The 16,500-nt window shown below is 60.6% G+C and carries 17 protein-coding genes; 1 reads left to right on the plus strand and 16 read right to left on the minus strand.

Going from position 1 to position 16,500, the window contains the following annotated elements; genetic code table 11:
- Positions 1-35 precede the first annotated feature (35 nt).
- The 8 genes from GC425_RS03975 to glmS all read right to left on the minus strand — a co-directional run bounded on the left by GC425_RS03975 (position 36) and on the right by glmS (position 8,494).
- A complete protein-coding gene (locus GC425_RS03975) occupies positions 36-560 on the minus strand; it encodes a CAP domain-containing protein (RefSeq protein WP_151843748.1) in 525 nt (174 codons plus the stop codon).
- 132 nt (positions 561-692) lie between these two features.
- Positions 693-2,111: a serine/threonine-protein kinase gene (locus GC425_RS03980; protein WP_231699667.1), complete on the minus strand. Its 1,419-nt coding sequence runs from the start codon at positions 2,109-2,111 to the stop codon at positions 693-695.
- Between the two features lie 31 nt (positions 2,112-2,142).
- Positions 2,143-2,826, minus strand: a complete 684-nt coding sequence (locus tag GC425_RS03985) for a hypothetical protein (RefSeq protein WP_151843747.1) — start codon at positions 2,824-2,826, stop codon at positions 2,143-2,145.
- A 15-nt stretch (positions 2,827-2,841) separates the two neighbouring features.
- Complete coding sequence (locus GC425_RS03990) at positions 2,842-3,567, minus strand: hypothetical protein (protein WP_151843746.1); 726 nt, start codon at positions 3,565-3,567, stop codon at positions 2,842-2,844.
- 125 nt (positions 3,568-3,692) lie between these two features.
- Positions 3,693-4,622 (minus strand): DMT family transporter, encoded by a 930-nt coding sequence (locus tag GC425_RS03995; RefSeq protein ID WP_151843745.1) that lies wholly within the window; start codon positions 4,620-4,622, stop codon positions 3,693-3,695.
- Between the two features lie 241 nt (positions 4,623-4,863).
- Positions 4,864-5,409 (minus strand): tRNA (adenosine(37)-N6)-threonylcarbamoyltransferase complex ATPase subunit type 1 TsaE, encoded by a 546-nt coding sequence (gene tsaE / locus GC425_RS04000; RefSeq protein WP_231699666.1) that lies wholly within the window; start codon positions 5,407-5,409, stop codon positions 4,864-4,866.
- Positions 5,399-6,607, minus strand: coding sequence for an alanine racemase (gene alr, locus GC425_RS04005; protein WP_151843743.1), 1,209 nt, complete (start codon positions 6,605-6,607; stop codon positions 5,399-5,401). Before alr ends, tsaE begins: the two co-directional genes overlap by 11 nt.
- A gap of 24 nt (positions 6,608-6,631) precedes the next feature.
- On the minus strand, positions 6,632-8,494 hold the full coding sequence (gene glmS / locus GC425_RS04010) for a glutamine--fructose-6-phosphate transaminase (isomerizing) (RefSeq protein WP_151843742.1): 1,863 nt from the start codon (positions 8,492-8,494) through the stop codon (positions 6,632-6,634).
- A gap of 86 nt (positions 8,495-8,580) precedes the next feature.
- On the opposite strand from glmS, the gene GC425_RS04015 reads away from it, so the two are divergent.
- Positions 8,581-9,477, plus strand: a complete 897-nt coding sequence (locus GC425_RS04015) for a dienelactone hydrolase family protein (RefSeq protein WP_187767888.1) — start codon at positions 8,581-8,583, stop codon at positions 9,475-9,477.
- A gap of 110 nt (positions 9,478-9,587) precedes the next feature.
- Here the strand turns inward: GC425_RS04015 and GC425_RS04020 are convergent, their stop codons facing one another.
- The 8 genes from GC425_RS04020 to rplM all read right to left on the minus strand — a co-directional run bounded on the left by GC425_RS04020 (position 9,588) and on the right by rplM (position 16,253).
- Positions 9,588-9,854 carry a hypothetical protein gene (locus GC425_RS04020; protein ID WP_151843741.1) on the minus strand — a complete coding sequence of 89 codons (267 nt, stop codon included), beginning with the start codon at positions 9,852-9,854 and terminating at the stop codon, positions 9,588-9,590.
- Positions 9,851-11,254 (minus strand): hypothetical protein, encoded by a 1,404-nt coding sequence (locus GC425_RS04025; protein WP_151843740.1) that lies wholly within the window; start codon positions 11,252-11,254, stop codon positions 9,851-9,853. The genes GC425_RS04020 and GC425_RS04025 overlap by 4 nt, the downstream gene beginning before the upstream one ends.
- On the minus strand, positions 11,251-11,547 hold the full coding sequence (locus GC425_RS04030; RefSeq protein WP_151843739.1) for a hypothetical protein: 297 nt from the start codon (positions 11,545-11,547) through the stop codon (positions 11,251-11,253). Before GC425_RS04030 ends, GC425_RS04025 begins: the two co-directional genes overlap by 4 nt.
- 216 nt (positions 11,548-11,763) lie before the next feature.
- Positions 11,764-13,104: a phosphoglucosamine mutase gene (gene glmM / locus GC425_RS04035; RefSeq protein WP_151843738.1), complete on the minus strand. Its 1,341-nt coding sequence runs from the start codon at positions 13,102-13,104 to the stop codon at positions 11,764-11,766.
- Between the two features lie 157 nt (positions 13,105-13,261).
- A complete protein-coding gene (locus tag GC425_RS04040) occupies positions 13,262-13,531 on the minus strand; it encodes a hypothetical protein (RefSeq protein WP_151843737.1) in 270 nt (89 codons plus the stop codon).
- Between the two features lie 11 nt (positions 13,532-13,542).
- Positions 13,543-14,526 carry a biotin synthase BioB gene (gene bioB / locus GC425_RS04045; protein WP_151842125.1) on the minus strand — a complete coding sequence of 328 codons (984 nt, stop codon included), beginning with the start codon at positions 14,524-14,526 and terminating at the stop codon, positions 13,543-13,545.
- Between the two features lie 765 nt (positions 14,527-15,291).
- Complete coding sequence (gene rpsI, locus GC425_RS04050) at positions 15,292-15,810, minus strand: 30S ribosomal protein S9 (protein ID WP_151842126.1); 519 nt, start codon at positions 15,808-15,810, stop codon at positions 15,292-15,294.
- Positions 15,810-16,253: a 50S ribosomal protein L13 gene (gene rplM, locus GC425_RS04055; protein WP_151842127.1), complete on the minus strand. Its 444-nt coding sequence runs from the start codon at positions 16,251-16,253 to the stop codon at positions 15,810-15,812. The genes rpsI and rplM overlap by 1 nt, the downstream gene beginning before the upstream one ends.
- Between the last annotated feature and the right edge of the window lie 247 nt (positions 16,254-16,500).

Below are 16,500 nucleotides of genomic sequence, written 5' to 3' on the forward strand. Positions count from 1 at the left end.
GGGTGGGAACTGTGGCGGGTGAGAGCTGTGACGGCTTAGTAAGCCGCGAAGTTCTGGGTTGCCCACACCGTTCCGTTGGCGGCATAGGCCACGCCCACGCCAACGTGCGTCATCTCAGGATTCTGCATGTTCGCCCGGTGACCCGGAGAGTTGTGCCATGCCTTGATGAGGTCCTGTGCAGAGGCGCCAGCGTACGACATCAAGCAGTTTTCGGCTCCCGTGCGCGCTCCAGGAGCGTAGGAGGCCATGAAGTTAGGGCGGTGATGCAACTTACCCTCATGAGCCATGCGCTGAGACCAGTCCTGAGCAACGTTGTTCAAGTGTGCATCAGCCTGCAACGGACGCAGGTTGTGCTGGCGGCGGTAATCGTTCAGAGCATTGATCAGCTCAGCCTGAGTGATCTGGTGAGATGGGGCCTCCTGGCTGACGTTGTGAGTAGCGTGCTGTGCCACCTCAGGAGACAGCGAGCCCAGATCGATGCTGGGAATAGGAAGATTAGGAGCGAGACTTCCGAGGAGTGACAGAACGATGGTGCTAATTCCACCCAGTGGGTTAGCCATGAGTTAATCCCTTCTTGAAACAATCCCAGCCCTGTGCTGGTAGTTACAGAATAAAATGCGGTAATGCTCACTGCATGACGGCGTGGGGAGCACTCCCCTCATATATCGGCCCACATTCGCCTCAGATATCAACTAGCATATTGGCAGCGTCAATCGGAGTGACTCTGAATCCCGTCCGGACACAATCAACCCGTACGTATCGAGCGATTCCGTTGGAAATACGCCAAAGGCCCGACCGTTCGAATTCATTGGCATTGTGTATGCGCTGCATCGATCGGACGTCATGGTCTGAATATCGCCAGTGGGCATCACAGAGTCACGTGCCGCCACAGATTCAAAATGAGCGAGGACCACGCTTAATTCTTCCGAATTGCAGGCAATGCGGGCTAATTCTCCCGGGTTCGGGTCGCGGCGCTCACAGTGTGTGGATCGCCAGCCCTGGCCACCTGGTTCTGCGCTCACAATCTTCGGGAATGCGGCGGCTAATCGAGCGTCCTCACCGTCCCAAGAATCTGCGAGGAAGTTCGGCACCACGACAAGTCCGGCCGCGATAGTCGCGGCGGCCACACCCAGCGCAGCGATTGTCTTTACAGGGGAGCTACCTTTACCTGCGTGCTTTTCTCCAGGCTCAGGGTGCGCCGGCGCGACCGCATTGTGCAAGGCCTCCACAAACGCCGCCGCCGTAGGGAATCGCTTCCGCGGATCAATCGCCAACACCCGCGAGAACACACTGTTGATGCCCTTCATATGCGGAACATCCGATGGGTGGATCCATGGAGCCTTGAGCTCCGGCACGGGCCGCTTCACCACCCATTGCTCGTCAGAGACCGATTCCCGAACATAAATGCCGGTCAGCATTTCGAAGGCGACAAGTCCCAGGGAATACTGCTCACTCACCGCATTTGGCTGCGGCGGACGAGTGACGTCCTTCGTAGCCAACAATTCCGGGGCCGCGTACCCATCGGTCCCCATGCGCATGCCCAGCCTGGTCATCCGAGTGGATTCACGATCTACCGCAATGCCAAAGTCCGTCAACATCGCCGCAGGGCCACCCGTCCCCGCCGTTGGCAGCAGGATATTCGCCGGCTTAATATCGCGATGAACCACGGGGTTGGGACGCGCGGCGAGGTAATCAAGCGCGCCCGCAATCGGCGCCAAGATATGCGCTACCTCTAGGACAGACAGCGGTTGATGGGAGGCTCGGCGTCGATATAAAAAATCATGGACATTCTCGCCTGCAATGTATTTCATCACGAAGTACGGAATGCCGCGGGCGGTCACTCCCCCGTCGTACACAGGCACAATCGCAGGATGATCCAGGGCTGCCATGGTGCGCATTTCTGCATGAAACCGCTGAACATACGCAGCATTGGAAACACAATGCTCGGACACCACCTTGATCGCCACGGTCCGGTCCAGGTTCGGCTTATAGGCGCGGAACACCGTACCCATTCCACCCTGGCCAAGCTGGGCAATATTCGAGTAGCCCAGTGCGCTAAGTTCGTTGCGAAAGTCAGTGGGACTGAGCTGCGAATGCGAAGAATCCATCATGAACACCAACACTGAGGCTGAGAGTTAAGGCTTATGCGTAGAACTGCGGGTTCTCCGCCGCAAAACGTGCAAGAACAATTCGCCACGGGACATTAACGCCCTGTTGAAACTCAGGAACTCCGAGCTCATTGAGGGTTTCAGCCATGTGCTGAATCTTCTGCGACGTTTTCTTTTCGCCCCACCCTAACTGCCGCGCCAAATCCGCCACGGAGGGAACGGCAATGCGTGGACTGGCACTGGGGTCACGATGCAACGGAGCCGCCAATGCAGCCAGCACTTGCTGTTGTTCGCGATTCGGGGAAAACGTATCCGTTGTCAGCGGCGCCACGGGAACATCCATTCGCGGCAGAGGTTGAACAGGACGCACAACCGTCACCTCGAGCTCATAGCGCATATTTTTCGTGGCAAACAGAATCGAATTCACACCTGCGGGAAGAGGCCACTGCACCCCAGGCGATAACCGCACGGGAGAATACGCAGTGCCACCATAGGATGGCTGAATAGTGGCAGACAGGAAACTGCCCACATTGCGAATCATCCACATGCCATGGTCACACCACACATGGAGGAATGCCCGGTGCATGGCCGGGTCATCGTGTCCTACCCGAAACTCTGAGGCTCGGCCGAGGGTGACAGTGTGGCCTTGCGTGACCATTACCCGATTACCCACAAGGTCATCGACAAAAAGATACGTTGATCTTTTCATCTTATCCATACACAGTCCTACGTTTTAATCAACAACCACAATGGGCTGGCGGATCTTAAATGGAGCATAGCCAGGCTGGCGAACCTCGATTTTCAGCGTGTATTTACCTGGCTTGTCGAGCTTAATGTCCAAATCTAAGTTTGTGTAACGACCCTCCACCGGAGGCGTCTTTCCATCTAAGTGCACAAGAAAGCTCTTTTTAACAGCATCGCCACCGTTTAAGACGTCTCGTCCAGATTCGTTCAGGAGCTCAACCTTAGCGTCACCCCATTCGCCCGATAGCCCATAACCGTTCAAACCTGCGGCCCAGAACGCCAATTCCATTTGCTTTCCAGCGAGGAATTGCATCACACCATTTCGACCAGCTTCGGAGGTTTCCACACGCAAGAAACTGAATCCTTGTTCTTCAAGGTCCTTATAGTCAGAAATAATGGTCTCGTTGGAACCGGGACCAATGGGGTCCTCAGTCAGGAGGAACGACCCATCAGACAAGGCTCGCGGCTCATCCTCATCGATCGGGGTGGGCTCCGCCTCGCGCCCCTTGCTCTTCTTCCCATTTTTCGACGCAGACTCGGAGGCCGAATCAGCCTCGGACTCCGAAGTAAAGTCGCTGGACGAAGCCGACTGCGAGGAAGACTGCAACGCAAACGTCTGCTCTTCCTTCGGTGGGGCATCCTTCGAGCAGGCAGCGACAGAAAGCAGCATGGCCGCAGCCATCGTGGCTGTCACAGCGTGGCGTAGGTAAGACATGGGCACTCCTCAAGTGAAGCAAACTCTGAGTAAATCTTATGAGATTATAAGGTTGAATCTGCCCGTTGGCCAATATCCCGCCCTACCCCCTCTTTATGAGGGGGATACGGCCCCTAAACCCCCAGCTACAGCACATCCACCACCATCACGCCGGCGAAAATCAGCACCAGCCCCACCAGCTGCCGCGGGCTGATCTCCTGCCCGCGCACACGCTCCACCACCACGGACCCGGCCATCAGCCCGGACAGCACCGCCACCACCGTCAGCCCCGTGCCGATCTGCGGAACCAGCAGCGCATTCAGCAGCACATACGCCGCACCGAGCGCGCCGCCAATCCACATCCACCACGGATTCTTCTCCCCCTCCGGCGCAGTCGCGCGCGGCCTCCATCGCTGCAGCACATTCAGCACAATCAGGGCGCCGAGCCCCACAGAAAAACTCACCAGTGCCGCCGCAATCGGCCCCGCAATCACCTGTCCCAGATGCCCGTTGATCGCCGCCTGGGACGCAAATAGCACGCCGCAGAGCACGCCGAATCCTCTCCACGCCCACGCGCTCAGCCGCGTGTCTCCTGTGTCCCCCTTATCCCCCGACGCCACACTTCCCCGTCTCCCCGCCCCACTCATGACTGTCAGAAGCACTCCTGCCATAACAATGGCTGCGCCCACCGCGCGCGAGACCGTGATCGGCGACTGCAAGGAATGGAAGAGTCCAGCGTGGTCAATGATGAGCCCCATCAGGATCTGCCCGGCGATGGGCAGAACCACCGTCTGCACCGCCCCGAGGCGTGGAAACATCAAAATGTTGCCGGTCAGGGCCACTACCCCAAGGAGGCCTCCCAGCCACATCCACCAGGGGCCGCCCAGCGCGTTCGCCAGCCCCATCTCCCCGTGGTTTAACAGCATCAGGGCGCACGCCAGCGTGAGCGTCCCCACCAAAAAGGAGATCAGGGAGGAGGACAGCGGCGTTCCCGTCGATCGGGACAACCGGGTATTCGCCACTGTTTGCACGGGCATCACCGCACCCGCCAGTACACCGATCACGATCCACATCATGGCCTACTACCTCATCCCACAAACTCTAGATACAAGAAATTCCTAGGAGGTTCTCGCAGTAAACCTTCTAGGAATTTATTCAACCAGCGGGTTGATCGGACCCAGTGTGCTGGAGGTCCTTGTGAAGCACCCCTCACGGTGTTTCGAGATTATCTAAACATAGAAGCACCGGCTTCGGGACCCCTTTGGAACAAACACACTATTTCGGGGCTAGCTTTCGGGGTCGCTTCTAGGGGCGCTTTTACAGCCACCGCCACGTCAGCGTGCGGGGTTGTTCCGCCTCCAGGTCTAGCTCCGCGTCGGCCACCTCGGCTCGTGTGATCTCCACATCCAGCACCGTGGTGGACAGCACTTCAACCACGCCCCTGCCCCATTCGGCGATGACCACGTCGCCGCCGAGCTCACCATCGAGGTTCACGTCAATATCCAGGCTTTCCAGCGCATCCAGCACTTCCGCGCGATCCACATGCAGCCCCGGCTGCACTCCGTCGGCCACGTCCTGTCCCAGCAGCCGGTAGGCGTCCATGTGCAGCATGCCGGGCTTGCCGGGCCCACCGGGCTTGTGTGACCGCACGATGGTGAACGTTGGCGATTGCACGCGCCCCTTCACGCCCAGCCCATCGGCGATCCCCTGGGTAAGCGTGGTTTTCCCGGCGCCCAGCGGCCCGGTCAGAACCACCACCGTCCCGGCCGTCAGTTGGCTGCCCAGCTGCCGGCCGAGCTCCCGCATGTCCTGCGCTGTCGCTGCGTTCGCGCGCCCGTGGGCGTCGTTAAAATTAACGATCATTGGCCGCCTCATTCCCATCAATCTCCTCCGCGCTGTTCACCACGCGCCGAGCCACCCGAGGCCCTCGCGGCAACGTCAGGTTCTCATAGGAAATGGTGCCGCTGGCCTGCGCAAACTCATCCACATGCGGCCCGTTGTGCCCGAACACGACCGCCCAATCGCCCGGCTTCACGCTGTGGTCCTGCCCCAGATCCACCACGAACTGGTCCATACATACTCGCCCGATCTGTGGGTACCGTGTGCCGTTGATCGCCACCGAAAATTTCCCCGACGCCGAGCGCGGGATCCCATCGGCGTACCCCAAAGCCACCACCGCAGTGGTGGTGTCCTGCTGAGCGTGCCAGAGATGCCCGTAGCTCACGCCTTCGCCGGCCTGGACGGTGCGGGTGGTCACCACCCGTGCCCGGAGGGTCATCGCCGGGGCGAAGTGGGTGTCCGTGGGGGTTTCCATCGGGTCGATGCCGTACACGCTCACGCCTGGTCGAACCACTTGGTAGCGCAGGTCTGGCCTGCTGAGCAGCGCCGGGGTGTTCGCCAGATGGTTGGCAGGCATCGCCAGGCCCGCGGCCTCGGCTTTCGCGATGGCCGCGTTGAAGCGCGCGGCTTGTAGGTCGGTAACCTCGCGGCCGGCGTCCATGTCGGCAGACGCCAAGTGTGAAAAAGCGCCGGTCATCTCGAAGGTCTGTGCGTGCTGGGCCAGAAAGTCGATCACCTGGTCCAGCTCCACGGGGCTGATCCCTGACCGGGACAGCCCCGTGTCCACCATCAAGCCCGCTTTCGGCCGGATGCCGCTGGCCTCAGAAGCCGCGGCTGCTGCCTGCACAAACGCCTCGGCGTGCGCCAGGGACGGGATACCGACGGTGATGTCTTCAGCGAACACATCCTCCAGCGGTTCGCCGGGAATCCACATCCACGCGGTGATGGGGCATGTAAAGCCCTGGGTGCGCAGGCTCAGGGCTTCCGCGCACGTCGCCACGCCCAGCATCTGCGCCCCGCCATCCAGGGCCGCCTGGGCGGCCACGGACGCCCCGTGGTTGTAGCCATCAGCTTTCACGATCGCCATCACCTGTGCCGGTGCGGCCTTGTCCACCAGCGTGCGCACATTGGCCCGGATCGCAGAGATATCCACAATCACCTCTGCCAACACCGGATGGGTAGGGGCTGTGGGCTGTGCACTGGGTGAGGCGGAGGTTGTCATGACCACAACACTAGTACGTGGGTGCTACTCCACCGTCACGGACTTCGCCAAGTTACGTGGCTTATCAATGTCCTCGTTACCGCACTCGCGCGCGATGTCTGCAGCCAAGAACTGCAAAGGAATGGTGGACAGTACAGGCTGGACCAACGTGGAGGTGCGAGGGATTTCCAACAGCCAGTTGGAGTAAGGCTTGACGGCGTCGTCCCCCTCCTCGGCCACGACGATGGTTTTCGCACCACGGGCGCGGATTTCCTGGATGTTGGACACGATCTTCGAGTGCAGCACCGGGCGGCCCTCTGGCGATGGAACAACAACCACCACCGGCAGGTCATCCTCGATCAGGGCAATCGGGCCATGCTTGAGCTCACCGGCGGCAAAGCCCTCGGCGTGGATGTAGGCCAGTTCCTTGAGCTTCAGTGCACCCTCCAGGGCCACGGGGAAGCCCACGTGGCGGCCGAGGAACAGCATGGTTGGGATAGCGCCGAGCTCCTTGGCCAGGTCCAGGACGGTATCGCGCAGCTCCAGGGTCTTCTCGATCTTCTCCGGCAGGGCCTCCAGCTCGTCGAAAATCACGGCGATCTCATCGGAGTACTTCGTACCGCGGGCCTGGGCCAGCGCCAAACCAACCAGGTAGTTGGCCACGATCTGCGCCAGGAATGCCTTCGTGGATGCCACACCGATCTCCGGGCCGGCATGTGTGTACAGCACTGCGTCGGCCTCACGCGGGATCTGGGAACCGTTGGTGTTGCAGATCGCCAGCACGCGGGCGCCCTGGGCCTTTGCGTGGCGGACGGCCTCCAAGGTGTCGGCCGTTTCACCCGATTGGGAGATCGCCACCACCAGGGTGGAGCGATCCAGCACCGGATCACGGTAGCGGAACTCGGAGGCCACCTCGATCTCTACGGGCACGCGCACCCAGTGCTCGATGGCGTACTTCGCCAACAGGCCCGAGTGGTATGCGGTACCACAGGCCACCACGAACACCTTGGAGACGTTGCGCAGGTCATCGTCGGACAGGCGCTGCTCGTCCAAGACGATGCGGCCGTCCACAAAGTGACCGGCCAGGGTGTCGCGTACGGCGGCGGGTTGCTCGTAGATCTCCTTCATCATGAAGGAATCAAAGCCGTCCTTCTGTGCGGCCTCCAGGTCCCAGTCGATGGTGAACGGGGTGCCCTCCACCGGCTCGCCGGCGAAGTTGTACAAGTTGTAGCCCTCCGGGGTGATGACCACAGCGTTGTCTTGGCCCAGCTCCACGGCGTTCTTCGTCCGGTCGATGAAGGCTGCCACGTCGGATCCGATAAACATTTCACCGTCGCCCACGCCCACGATCAGCGGGGTGGAGCGGCGGCCCGCCACGATGGTGCCGGGGTGGTCCGCGTGGGTAAACAGCACCGTGAACGCGCCCTCCAGGCGGGACAGCACGTTCAGCGCGGAGGCTTCAAAGTCACCGGCGGTGGGGCCTTCGTTGTATGCCAGGGCTACAAGGTGTGCTGCGACCTCGGAATCTGTTTCCGATTCCAGCTCAATCCCGTGGGATTCGATCTCCTCGCGCAGGCTTGCGAAGTTTTCAATAATGCCGTTGTGCACGATGGCGGCTTTGCCGTCGAAGGATGTATGCGGGTGTGCATTGACGTCGTTGGGCGAGCCGTGGGTTGCCCAACGCGTGTGCCCAATGCAGGCGGTGCCGGAAAACTCGTCACGGCCAACCTCATCAATGCGGTTGAGAAGATTGTCTAGCTTGCCTTCCTTCTTCTCTACCTTCAGTGTTCCTTGTCCTACTACGGCAATACCGGCGGAATCATATCCGCGATATTCCATGCGCTTCAGCGCATCGAGACCAATTTGCAGAGCACCGGAATTACCGACATATCCAACGATTGCACACATGCCGGTGATTCTACACGGCATAAAATTGTGCGGGTAGTGCCTGAGCACGGGTGCTTCGTCACACTCTTCTGTTAATCTTGTTTCTTGTGGCTGACAAGTTGAAGAACCTGATCCCCCGTCTCGGAAAGCGCGGACCGCACCGCGTGCTCACTGGCGAGCTTGAGTTTGCCGGCATCCCCGGTCGCGTCTACACTCCTGCCGAGGGCAAGGGCATCCCCGCCGTTGCTTTTGGTCATGATTGGCGCCAAAGCATTGAGGCGTACCACGCAACGCTGCGTCACCTCGCCAGCTGGGGCATTGCCGTGGCAGCGCCGAATACGGAGAGGGGTTTTGCCCCCAACGCGCGCGGGTTTGCCTCTGATTTGGAGACGTCACTGCAGATCCTGGCTGGTGTGAAGCTCGGCCAGGGCAACATCTCGGTTGATCCCACCAAGCTGTTCCTCGCGGGTCACGGTTTCGGTGCGTCCTCCGCTGTCCTGGCAGCGACGGGACGTACCGCCTCCCACAAAGGCGTGAAGACCTATGAGAATCAGGCGCTGCTAGCCGGTGTGGTTGCGATCTACCCGTCCGATACGTCGCCGTCCTCCTACGAGGCCGCAAAGTACGTGGAGGCTCCTGGCCTGGTCCTGAATGCCGGAGCGATCGGCGAGATCCCCATGGGTGATGCCACGCGCATGGCCGCGCAGTGGAAGGGTGACGTTGTTTATCGACGCCTAGAGCGCGCCACCGCTCAGGGCTTCAATGAAAAAATCACCAAAAAATTGTTGATGGGCAAGGGGCTTCCTGAGTTCAGCAACCAGGATCTTGCACGTGCCTTGATGACCGGGTTCATTCTGGCGGAGACGGATAAGAAGTACGCCGCTTTCCGCGATGACACCGCTGAGCTTAAGCGGACCCTGGTCGCCACGAAGAAGGAACTGGTCGACGAGCTGCCGGAGAATGCGGATATTCAAAAACGTATCCAGGAGCTCAGCTTCAAGTGAGCCAGCGTGCGCTAGGTCAGCGTGCACGAGGTTAGCGTGCACCAGGTCAGCGTCACATCACGCGGCTAGCAGGCGGCGCTGCACAGCCAGCGCCGCTCATCCAACGTTGCTCAAGCGTGATGAAAGATATTCGGACCTCCTGGAGCTGACTTCGGCGCGCTGCCGGATGCATCGCCACGGTGTGAGACCTGTGCAGGCTGGCTATCGTGCTGCGCGGCGTCGATCGGCAGTTCAAGCCCCTCCAAGTCTTTTAGTAGCTTGCCTACCTGCTGCGCTGCCTGTTTTAAGTTGTCCTCAAACTCGGCGGTGATGGCCGTCATCTGATGGGCAAAGTCCTCCACTATACGGTCGTAGGGATTGCTGGTGTGTTCGCTCACCACTGTTCACTCCTTGCTAGATGAACGGTAGCTGCCGACCCCACGGCGCTACCGGTTCCTGAGGTTGCTAACTCCACAGGGCTTGCCGCGGCCGCGCTGCCTGCGGCGCTCGTGGAGAGTTCGGAAGCCACCGCCACGTTGGCGTGAACATCCACCCAAATGTCCGGTGCCCACGAGGACGAAGACGACGCAGCCGGAACCGCTTCCGGGGCCGGCGCTGGAGCTGGAGCTGGCGCAGGTTCTGGTTCTGGCGCCGGCGCTGGAGCAAGCGTCGGAGCTGGCTCCGGTTTCTGCTCTGTAGCCTCGTCTAGGCATGGCTCCTTCGCCTCGGGCACTGGTTGCGGAGCTTGCTCCGGTTTCTGCTCTGACGCCTCGTGTGGGCACGGCGCCTTCGCCTCGGGTGCTGGTTCGGGCGCCGGGTCGGGCTTCTGTTCCGGCGCTTGTTCAGGCGCGGGCGCCTCATGCGAGCAGGGCGACGCGTCCTCCGGCACTGGACAGTGAGTCTCAGGCGTGGCCTCTGGACACAGCATGTCCACCGCTTGCGACAGGCACTGATGCCACGCGGACGCCGCCATGTTCACGTGATTCTGCACCGTGGACACCAGCTGCTGCGAAGAAATCAGCGGTGGGCACGTCGCCGCCCCCGTCGCGTGAGACACCTCCACTACCGGCGCTTGGGCCACGCTCACCGCTACATGAGTCATCCCTACGCCTGGAGCATGGGTCATCTCTACACATGGCGTCTGCGCGGGCGCTTGGGCCACGATCACCGGAGACTGGGGCGGCTTGTGAGAAACCACAGGCGCCGCCTCGTGCGACTGATGAGAACAGTGGCACTGCTCGTCCTGGTGTGCTGGCTCCGCATCCGCAATAGCCTGACTACAGAGCGCCTCCAACGTGCCATTGCGAGACTTCAACAACCCCTCCACTGCCAGCCCGGCCTGGCTCAACAGCGTCTGGATAATGCACTCCCCATGTGGGGCAGGGGCCAGCGCCTGAATGAGACGCGTCACGTCCTGGAGGCCGTTGGTGATCGCGCCGATGGCGTCGGCACATTGATTCACAACGGCCCCCACCCTCTCCACACAGTGACCCGCCGACATCGCCGCATCGTGCATCGCCTGATGATGCTGACACAACGACTGCACAGCCTGGGCGAGAGACGCGCACACCGAGCCCTGCCCCACGCCCTGCAACGCCGGAACGACCTGCTGAGAGCTCTGCGCCGGAGCGCACTGGTCGCTAGTCACGAAACCGTTCAGCGCCTGCGCCCACTGGACGAGCACCCCCACATCCAGCCCGGCGCTAAACTGCGCCTGCGATCGGGCGGGCTCCACCGGCGCGCCAAGGTCCTCTAACGTGCATAAATCCTGCTCCACCCGAGCCTGCGGATCCATCATGATGCGCCACCGCCATCCAACGTGTCGGCGGCATCCACGCGACGAACCACAGCCTCACTCTCCGAAGTCACGGTGTGGACGCGACGGGCATGCTCTACACCCACGTCATGCCCACGCGCGAGGCTCGCGGCCCACTGCTTAGCTAAACCGGATAGCCCCTGGCCAAACGCATGAAGCGGAACCTCCGGGCGCTCGCCATCCAAAAAATCCCCTCTGACCCTCTGTGTCTCCTTGAGCTGCGCTAGCTGCTGCAGCGCCTGCGCCACATCCAAGGACAATGCTGAGTGCTCCATACTCTTCCCCTTTCCCTGTCTTATCTACAATCCCGTTGTCTACAATCCCGTTGTCATCAGTCCCGCTGCCTTAAGCGGTCCAACTGAGATCCCACATTGTTAGACTCCACAGACGCGAAAAAGGTTCACACAAATTTTGTGTGAACCTTTTTGGGGTAGAGAACCTCGCAGGGCGGAGGCTGTCAAACAGCGCGCCCGGCGTCGGTATTAATCCAGCTAGACGGCCGCAACCACCGCAGCAAGCTGGCCCGCGATCTTCCGGGCAGAATCAGAATCCGCAGCCTCCACCATCACGCGGAACAGCTCCTCCGTGCCCGACGGACGCAGCAGCACACGGCCCGTATCGCCCAGCACCTGCTTCGCCTGCTCAATCGCGGCCTGCACGGAACTATCCTGCATGATCTTGGACTTGTCGGACACAGGCACGTTGATCAAGGTCTGAGGCAACACGGTCATCACCTGAGCCAGCTCGCTCAATGGCTTTTCCGTGCGCGCCATCCGCGCCATCAAGGACAAACCGGTCAGGGTTCCATCGCCGGTCGTTCCATGCTCAGGGATCACGACGTGGCCGGACTGCTCGCCACCCAGGGAGTAATCTCCCGCGCGGAGCTCCGCCAGCACGTAGCGATCACCCACCTTCGTCTGCAGCAGATCAATACCATTCTCACGCATCGCCAACGTCAGACCCAGGTTAGACATGACGGTCGCCACCAGCATGTTCTTCTTCAGCTCGCCGTCTTCCTTCATAGCCAACGCGAGAATCGCCATGATCTGGTCGCCATCAACCACATTGCCTTCGGAATCCACGGCCAAGCAGCGGTCAGCATCGCCGTCGTGAGCCAGGCCCAGGTCTGCGTGATGCTCCACCACAGCCCGCTGAATGACCTCAATGTGCGTGGAACCCACACCATCGTTGATGTTGAAGGAGTTCGGCTCATTATTGATCGGGATGACTTCCGCGCCAGCCTGGCGGTAGGCTTCGGGAGCGGCTTGGAACGCCGCGCCATGTGCGCAGTCCACCACCACACGAATGCCGTCCAACGGCGTGGGCACGGCTTCGCGCAGGTGCGCCAGGTAGCGGTCCAGGGCCTCGGCGGACTCGTCCAAGATACGGCCGATGGCTGCACCCGTGGGGCCCTCTTCCGGCAGGTCCAGCATGGTGGCTTCGATGGCGTCTTCCATCTCGTCATCCAGCTTGTGACCGCCGGCGGCGAAGAACTTGATGCCATTGTCCGGCATAGGGTTGTGCGATGCGGAGATCATCACGCCCATGTCCGCGCCGAAATCATCGGTCAAGAAAGCCACCGCGGGCGTGGGGAGAATGCCCACATCCAGTACGTCGATGCCCTGGCTAGCCATTCCAGCTGCCAACGCGGAGCCCAGCATCTCGCCGGAGACGCGCGGGTCGCGGCCGATGATGGCCGTAGGGCGGCGGCCTTGCTCTTCTTTAGAGACCAACACGCGCGCTGCAGCCGCTCCAAGTTTCATTGCCAGCGGGGCCGTCAACTTGTGGTTGGCGAGGCCTCGCACACCATCTGTTCCAAAGAGTTTTGCCATAGTGGCTCATTCTACACAGCTGCTACTGAGGTCGAAGGGCGGCTTGGTGTGGCTGGGGCGTGGCGGTGTGGCTGCGGTGTGGCGGTGTGGCCAAGGCGCAACGGCCAAGGCGCAGCGGCCAAGGCGTGGCGATACCGCACCCGCAGCGCCCGCTGCCCTAACGATCCAAAATCGACGAGTCCACCGTCCCATGCCTCGAACAGTGCGCCGACCATCCGTCGGGCCGGACTTGCACCACCATCCGCCGCCCGCACAGTTGGCAGTAGCGCGGCACATCCAGTCCAGCGGCTGCGGCAAAGTGGACGTTCACTGCACTGATGTCCGCGACGTCGCTTAGGTTCTGCCCAGTGTTGGGGTGGAACAGCGGCGCCTGCCCCAGGAGCACGGCCTGTTCAAGCTCTGTGCTGTCGAGGTTGTGTCGTGCCACCGCGCGCCCCTTTACAGCGCCTTAATGGGCAGGTCGATGCGGTTGAGCATGTCCACGTCCTTTTCGATGGCCTGCCCCAGGGTGGTGAGGTAGTTGCCAGCGATGATGGCGTTGATTCCGCCCAGCAGGCCCTTTTCGGTGCCGTCGTCGCCCAGGGATAGCTCGCGTCCTCCTGCGAAGCGCAGCGTGGTGCGTGGCATCGCGAAGCGGAACATCGCTACGGCGCGAAGGCCCTCTCCCATGGGCACCAGGGGACGGTCGGCGAAGGGGGTTCCCGGGCGTGGGTCCAGGAAGTTCATCGGCACTTCGCACGGCTCGATCTCCGCCAGCTGGGATGCGAATTCTGCGCGCTGTTCCAGGCTTTCGCCCATGCCGATGATGCCGCCGGAGCAGATTTCCATCCCCACGGCGCGAACATTCTCCAGGGTCTCGCGGCGTTCTTCCCAGGTGTGAGTGGTTACCACGTTGGGGAAGAAGCTGCGCGACGTTTCAAGGTTGTGGTTGTAGCGGCGCACGCCCATGTCTTTGAGTTGTTGGGCTTGGTCCAGGGTGAGCGTTCCCAGGGAGCAGGAGATGTCGATCTCCACTTCTTTGTTGATGGCTTCCACTGCGTTGCCCACTTGGTCCAGCAGGGCTTGGTCGGGGCCTTTGACGGCGGCGACGATGCAGAATTCGGTGGCTCCTGATTTGCGGGTGCGTCGGGCGGCTTCCACGAGGTCGGGGATGTTGAGGCGTGCTGCGCGCACGGGGGATTCGAAGAGGCCGGATTGGGAGCAGAAGTGGCAGTCTTCGGGGCATCCGCCGGTTTTGATGGAGATGATTCCTTCTACTTCCACGTCTGGGCCGCACCATTTCAGGCGGGTTTGGTGGGCCACGTCGGCCATTTCTTCCAGGCGGTCGTCGGGTAGTTCGAGGACGCGGAGCAGTTCGTCACGGGTGAGTCCCACACCTGTGGCAAGGGCTTTGTCGCGTGCGATGTCGAGGATCTCAGTCATACTTGTGCACGCTAGCTGAATATTTGAACACCATTCAAGAAATCCGTGAACATCGTTCAATCCATTTTTCTGGCCGTTGTGCGTTGTTCGCCGTGTGTGCTGGTCATTCCCTATATCCGACGCCGAAGCGCACCCCACCACAGCCCACTTTCGGGGCTAGGTGCCATGCATGTTCTGGGGCCCGCCGCGCGCATGCGCACGCCACACATGTCTAAATACATGTACATTCATGGGAGGCTTGGGGTGCGAATGTCACGAGCTTTTCCTTCAGCATGATCCTCTTTGTGTGCACAGTCAGGAGCGTGGCATCGAACAGGATCGGTCTACTCCTCCGGAAATCCCCGGTGTTGCATCCACCATGTGGTCTGCAGCGTTGGTGTTCTATACTCCTTGCCATTGCATCACCCACGGTGGGAACTCCCTTTACCCCGCCGGCCGTGAGGATTGCTGGCACGACCATAGGACTTTGTTGCGGTTCTTGTGCATTTCCCCAGGACAAAATCTCGGAAGAGCGAAATAATCCTATGGTTGTGCCAGGGCACTTCCTAAAACGACCGCGACGCCCCCGGCAGCAGGCACATTTTTTTGTCGCATAATCCTTCTCTTTGGAGGCTTGGGGTGCGATGTGACACAGCGAAAGGGCCTGGCTCCCGATAGTTTCCTATCGGGCACCAGGCCCTTGTACTCACTGCTCTACTGCGCGCTAGCATAGCGTGCTCTGACGCAAGCTACGCAGCCATGGGCTGAGCGCACCAGCGATAAGGTTTAGCGCTTGGAGTACTGAGGTGCACGGCGTGCCTTGTGCAGACCGGCCTTCTTACGCTCAACAGCACGAGCGTCACGGGTCAGGAAGCCTGCCTTCTTCAGGGCGCTGCGCTCTTCAGGGTTGTACTTGTTCAAAGCACGGGCGATAGCCAGGCGGAATGCGCCTGCCTGGCCGGATGGTCCACCACCGGTCAGGTTTGCAACGATGTCGAACTGCTCTTCGCGCTCCAACAGCACCAGTGGTGCCTTGATCAGCTGCTGGTGCAGCTTGTTGGGGAAGTAGTCCTCCAGGGTGCGGCCGTTGCAGATGAACTGGCCGGAGCCCTGAACCATGCGGACGCGGACAACTGCTTCCTTACGACGACCAACGGTCTGGATGGTGCCTTCGAACAGCGCTGGTGCTGCCTCAACGGCAGCTTCTTCAGTGTTCTCAGCTGCAACAGCATCACCGATGGTTGCAACGAACTCTTCGTTCACTGCGTCTGCAGCGGTGTAGTTTTCTTCGTTGTACTCAGTCATTACTGTGCCACCTGCTTGATCTCGTAGGTCTCTGGCTTCTGAGCCTCAAAGGTGTGCTCTGGGCCAGCGAAAACGCGCAGCTTCTTCAGGGAAGCGCGAGACAGCTTGTTGTGTGGCATCATGCCACGGATTGCCTCTTCCACAACGCGCTCTGGGTGCAGCTCCAGGGAGCGACCGAGGGTCATGGACTTCAGGCCACCTGGGTAGCCGGAGTGACGGTAGCGCATCTCGCGATCGCGCTTGTTGGAGGAAATGTGTACCTTGTCAGCGTTGATGATGATGACGTGGTCACCGCAGTCAACGTTTGGTGCAAAGTATGGCTTCTTCTTGCCGCGCAGCAGGTCAGCTGCGGTCACAGCAAGACGGCCAAGCACCACATCAGTAGCGTCAATGACATACCACTTACGGGAGATGTCACCGCTCTTTGGGTGGAAAGTAGTCACAGAGGGACTCCTTGGTCTTCTTGGAACTGCCAGCCAGAATTGGATCTACGTGCGTAGATTGCAGACGGCGGCCGGTGGAGACCCGTCTGCTGACCCTTCGTGAGGATCACAACCTCGCTAATATTACGGCATGCTGCGGATGTACCCAAATTGATGCAGATGTACCCGCATCGGCGATATCTTCTCTCACGCAGATGTCAAAGGCTCCCCGCACACAGGCCAGCGAGCACCGCGCACAGGTCAGCGA

The sequence above is a fragment of the Corynebacterium sp. zg254 genome, assembly GCF_024701495.1.
Taxonomy (GTDB): domain Bacteria; phylum Actinomycetota; class Actinomycetes; order Mycobacteriales; family Mycobacteriaceae; genus Corynebacterium; species Corynebacterium zhongnanshanii.

Coding starts and splice junctions, on each gene's coding strand:
- GC425_RS03975 (WP_151843748.1), bottom strand. CDS start 560: ATGGCTAACCCACTGGGTGGAATTAGCACCATCGTTCTGTCACTCCTC.
- GC425_RS03980 (WP_231699667.1), bottom strand. CDS start 2,111: ATGATGGATTCTTCGCATTCGCAGCTCAGTCCCACTGACTTTCGCAAC.
- GC425_RS03985 (WP_151843747.1), bottom strand. CDS start 2,826: ATGGATAAGATGAAAAGATCAACGTATCTTTTTGTCGATGACCTTGTG.
- GC425_RS03990 (WP_151843746.1), bottom strand. CDS start 3,567: ATGTCTTACCTACGCCACGCTGTGACAGCCACGATGGCTGCGGCCATG.
- GC425_RS03995 (WP_151843745.1), bottom strand. CDS start 4,622: ATGATGTGGATCGTGATCGGTGTACTGGCGGGTGCGGTGATGCCCGTG.
- tsaE (WP_231699666.1), bottom strand. CDS start 5,409: ATGATCGTTAATTTTAACGACGCCCACGGGCGCGCGAACGCAGCGACA.
- alr (WP_151843743.1), bottom strand. CDS start 6,607: ATGACAACCTCCGCCTCACCCAGTGCACAGCCCACAGCCCCTACCCAT.
- glmS (WP_151843742.1), bottom strand. CDS start 8,494: ATGTGTGCAATCGTTGGATATGTCGGTAATTCCGGTGCTCTGCAAATT.
- GC425_RS04025 (WP_151843740.1), bottom strand. CDS start 11,254: ATGATGGATCCGCAGGCTCGGGTGGAGCAGGATTTATGCACGTTAGAG.
- GC425_RS04030 (WP_151843739.1), bottom strand. CDS start 11,547: ATGGAGCACTCAGCATTGTCCTTGGATGTGGCGCAGGCGCTGCAGCAG.
- glmM (WP_151843738.1), bottom strand. CDS start 13,104: ATGGCAAAACTCTTTGGAACAGATGGTGTGCGAGGCCTCGCCAACCAC.
- bioB (WP_151842125.1), bottom strand. CDS start 14,526: ATGACTGAGATCCTCGACATCGCACGCGACAAAGCCCTTGCCACAGGT.
- rpsI (WP_151842126.1), bottom strand. CDS start 15,810: ATGACTGAGTACAACGAAGAAAACTACACCGCTGCAGACGCAGTGAAC.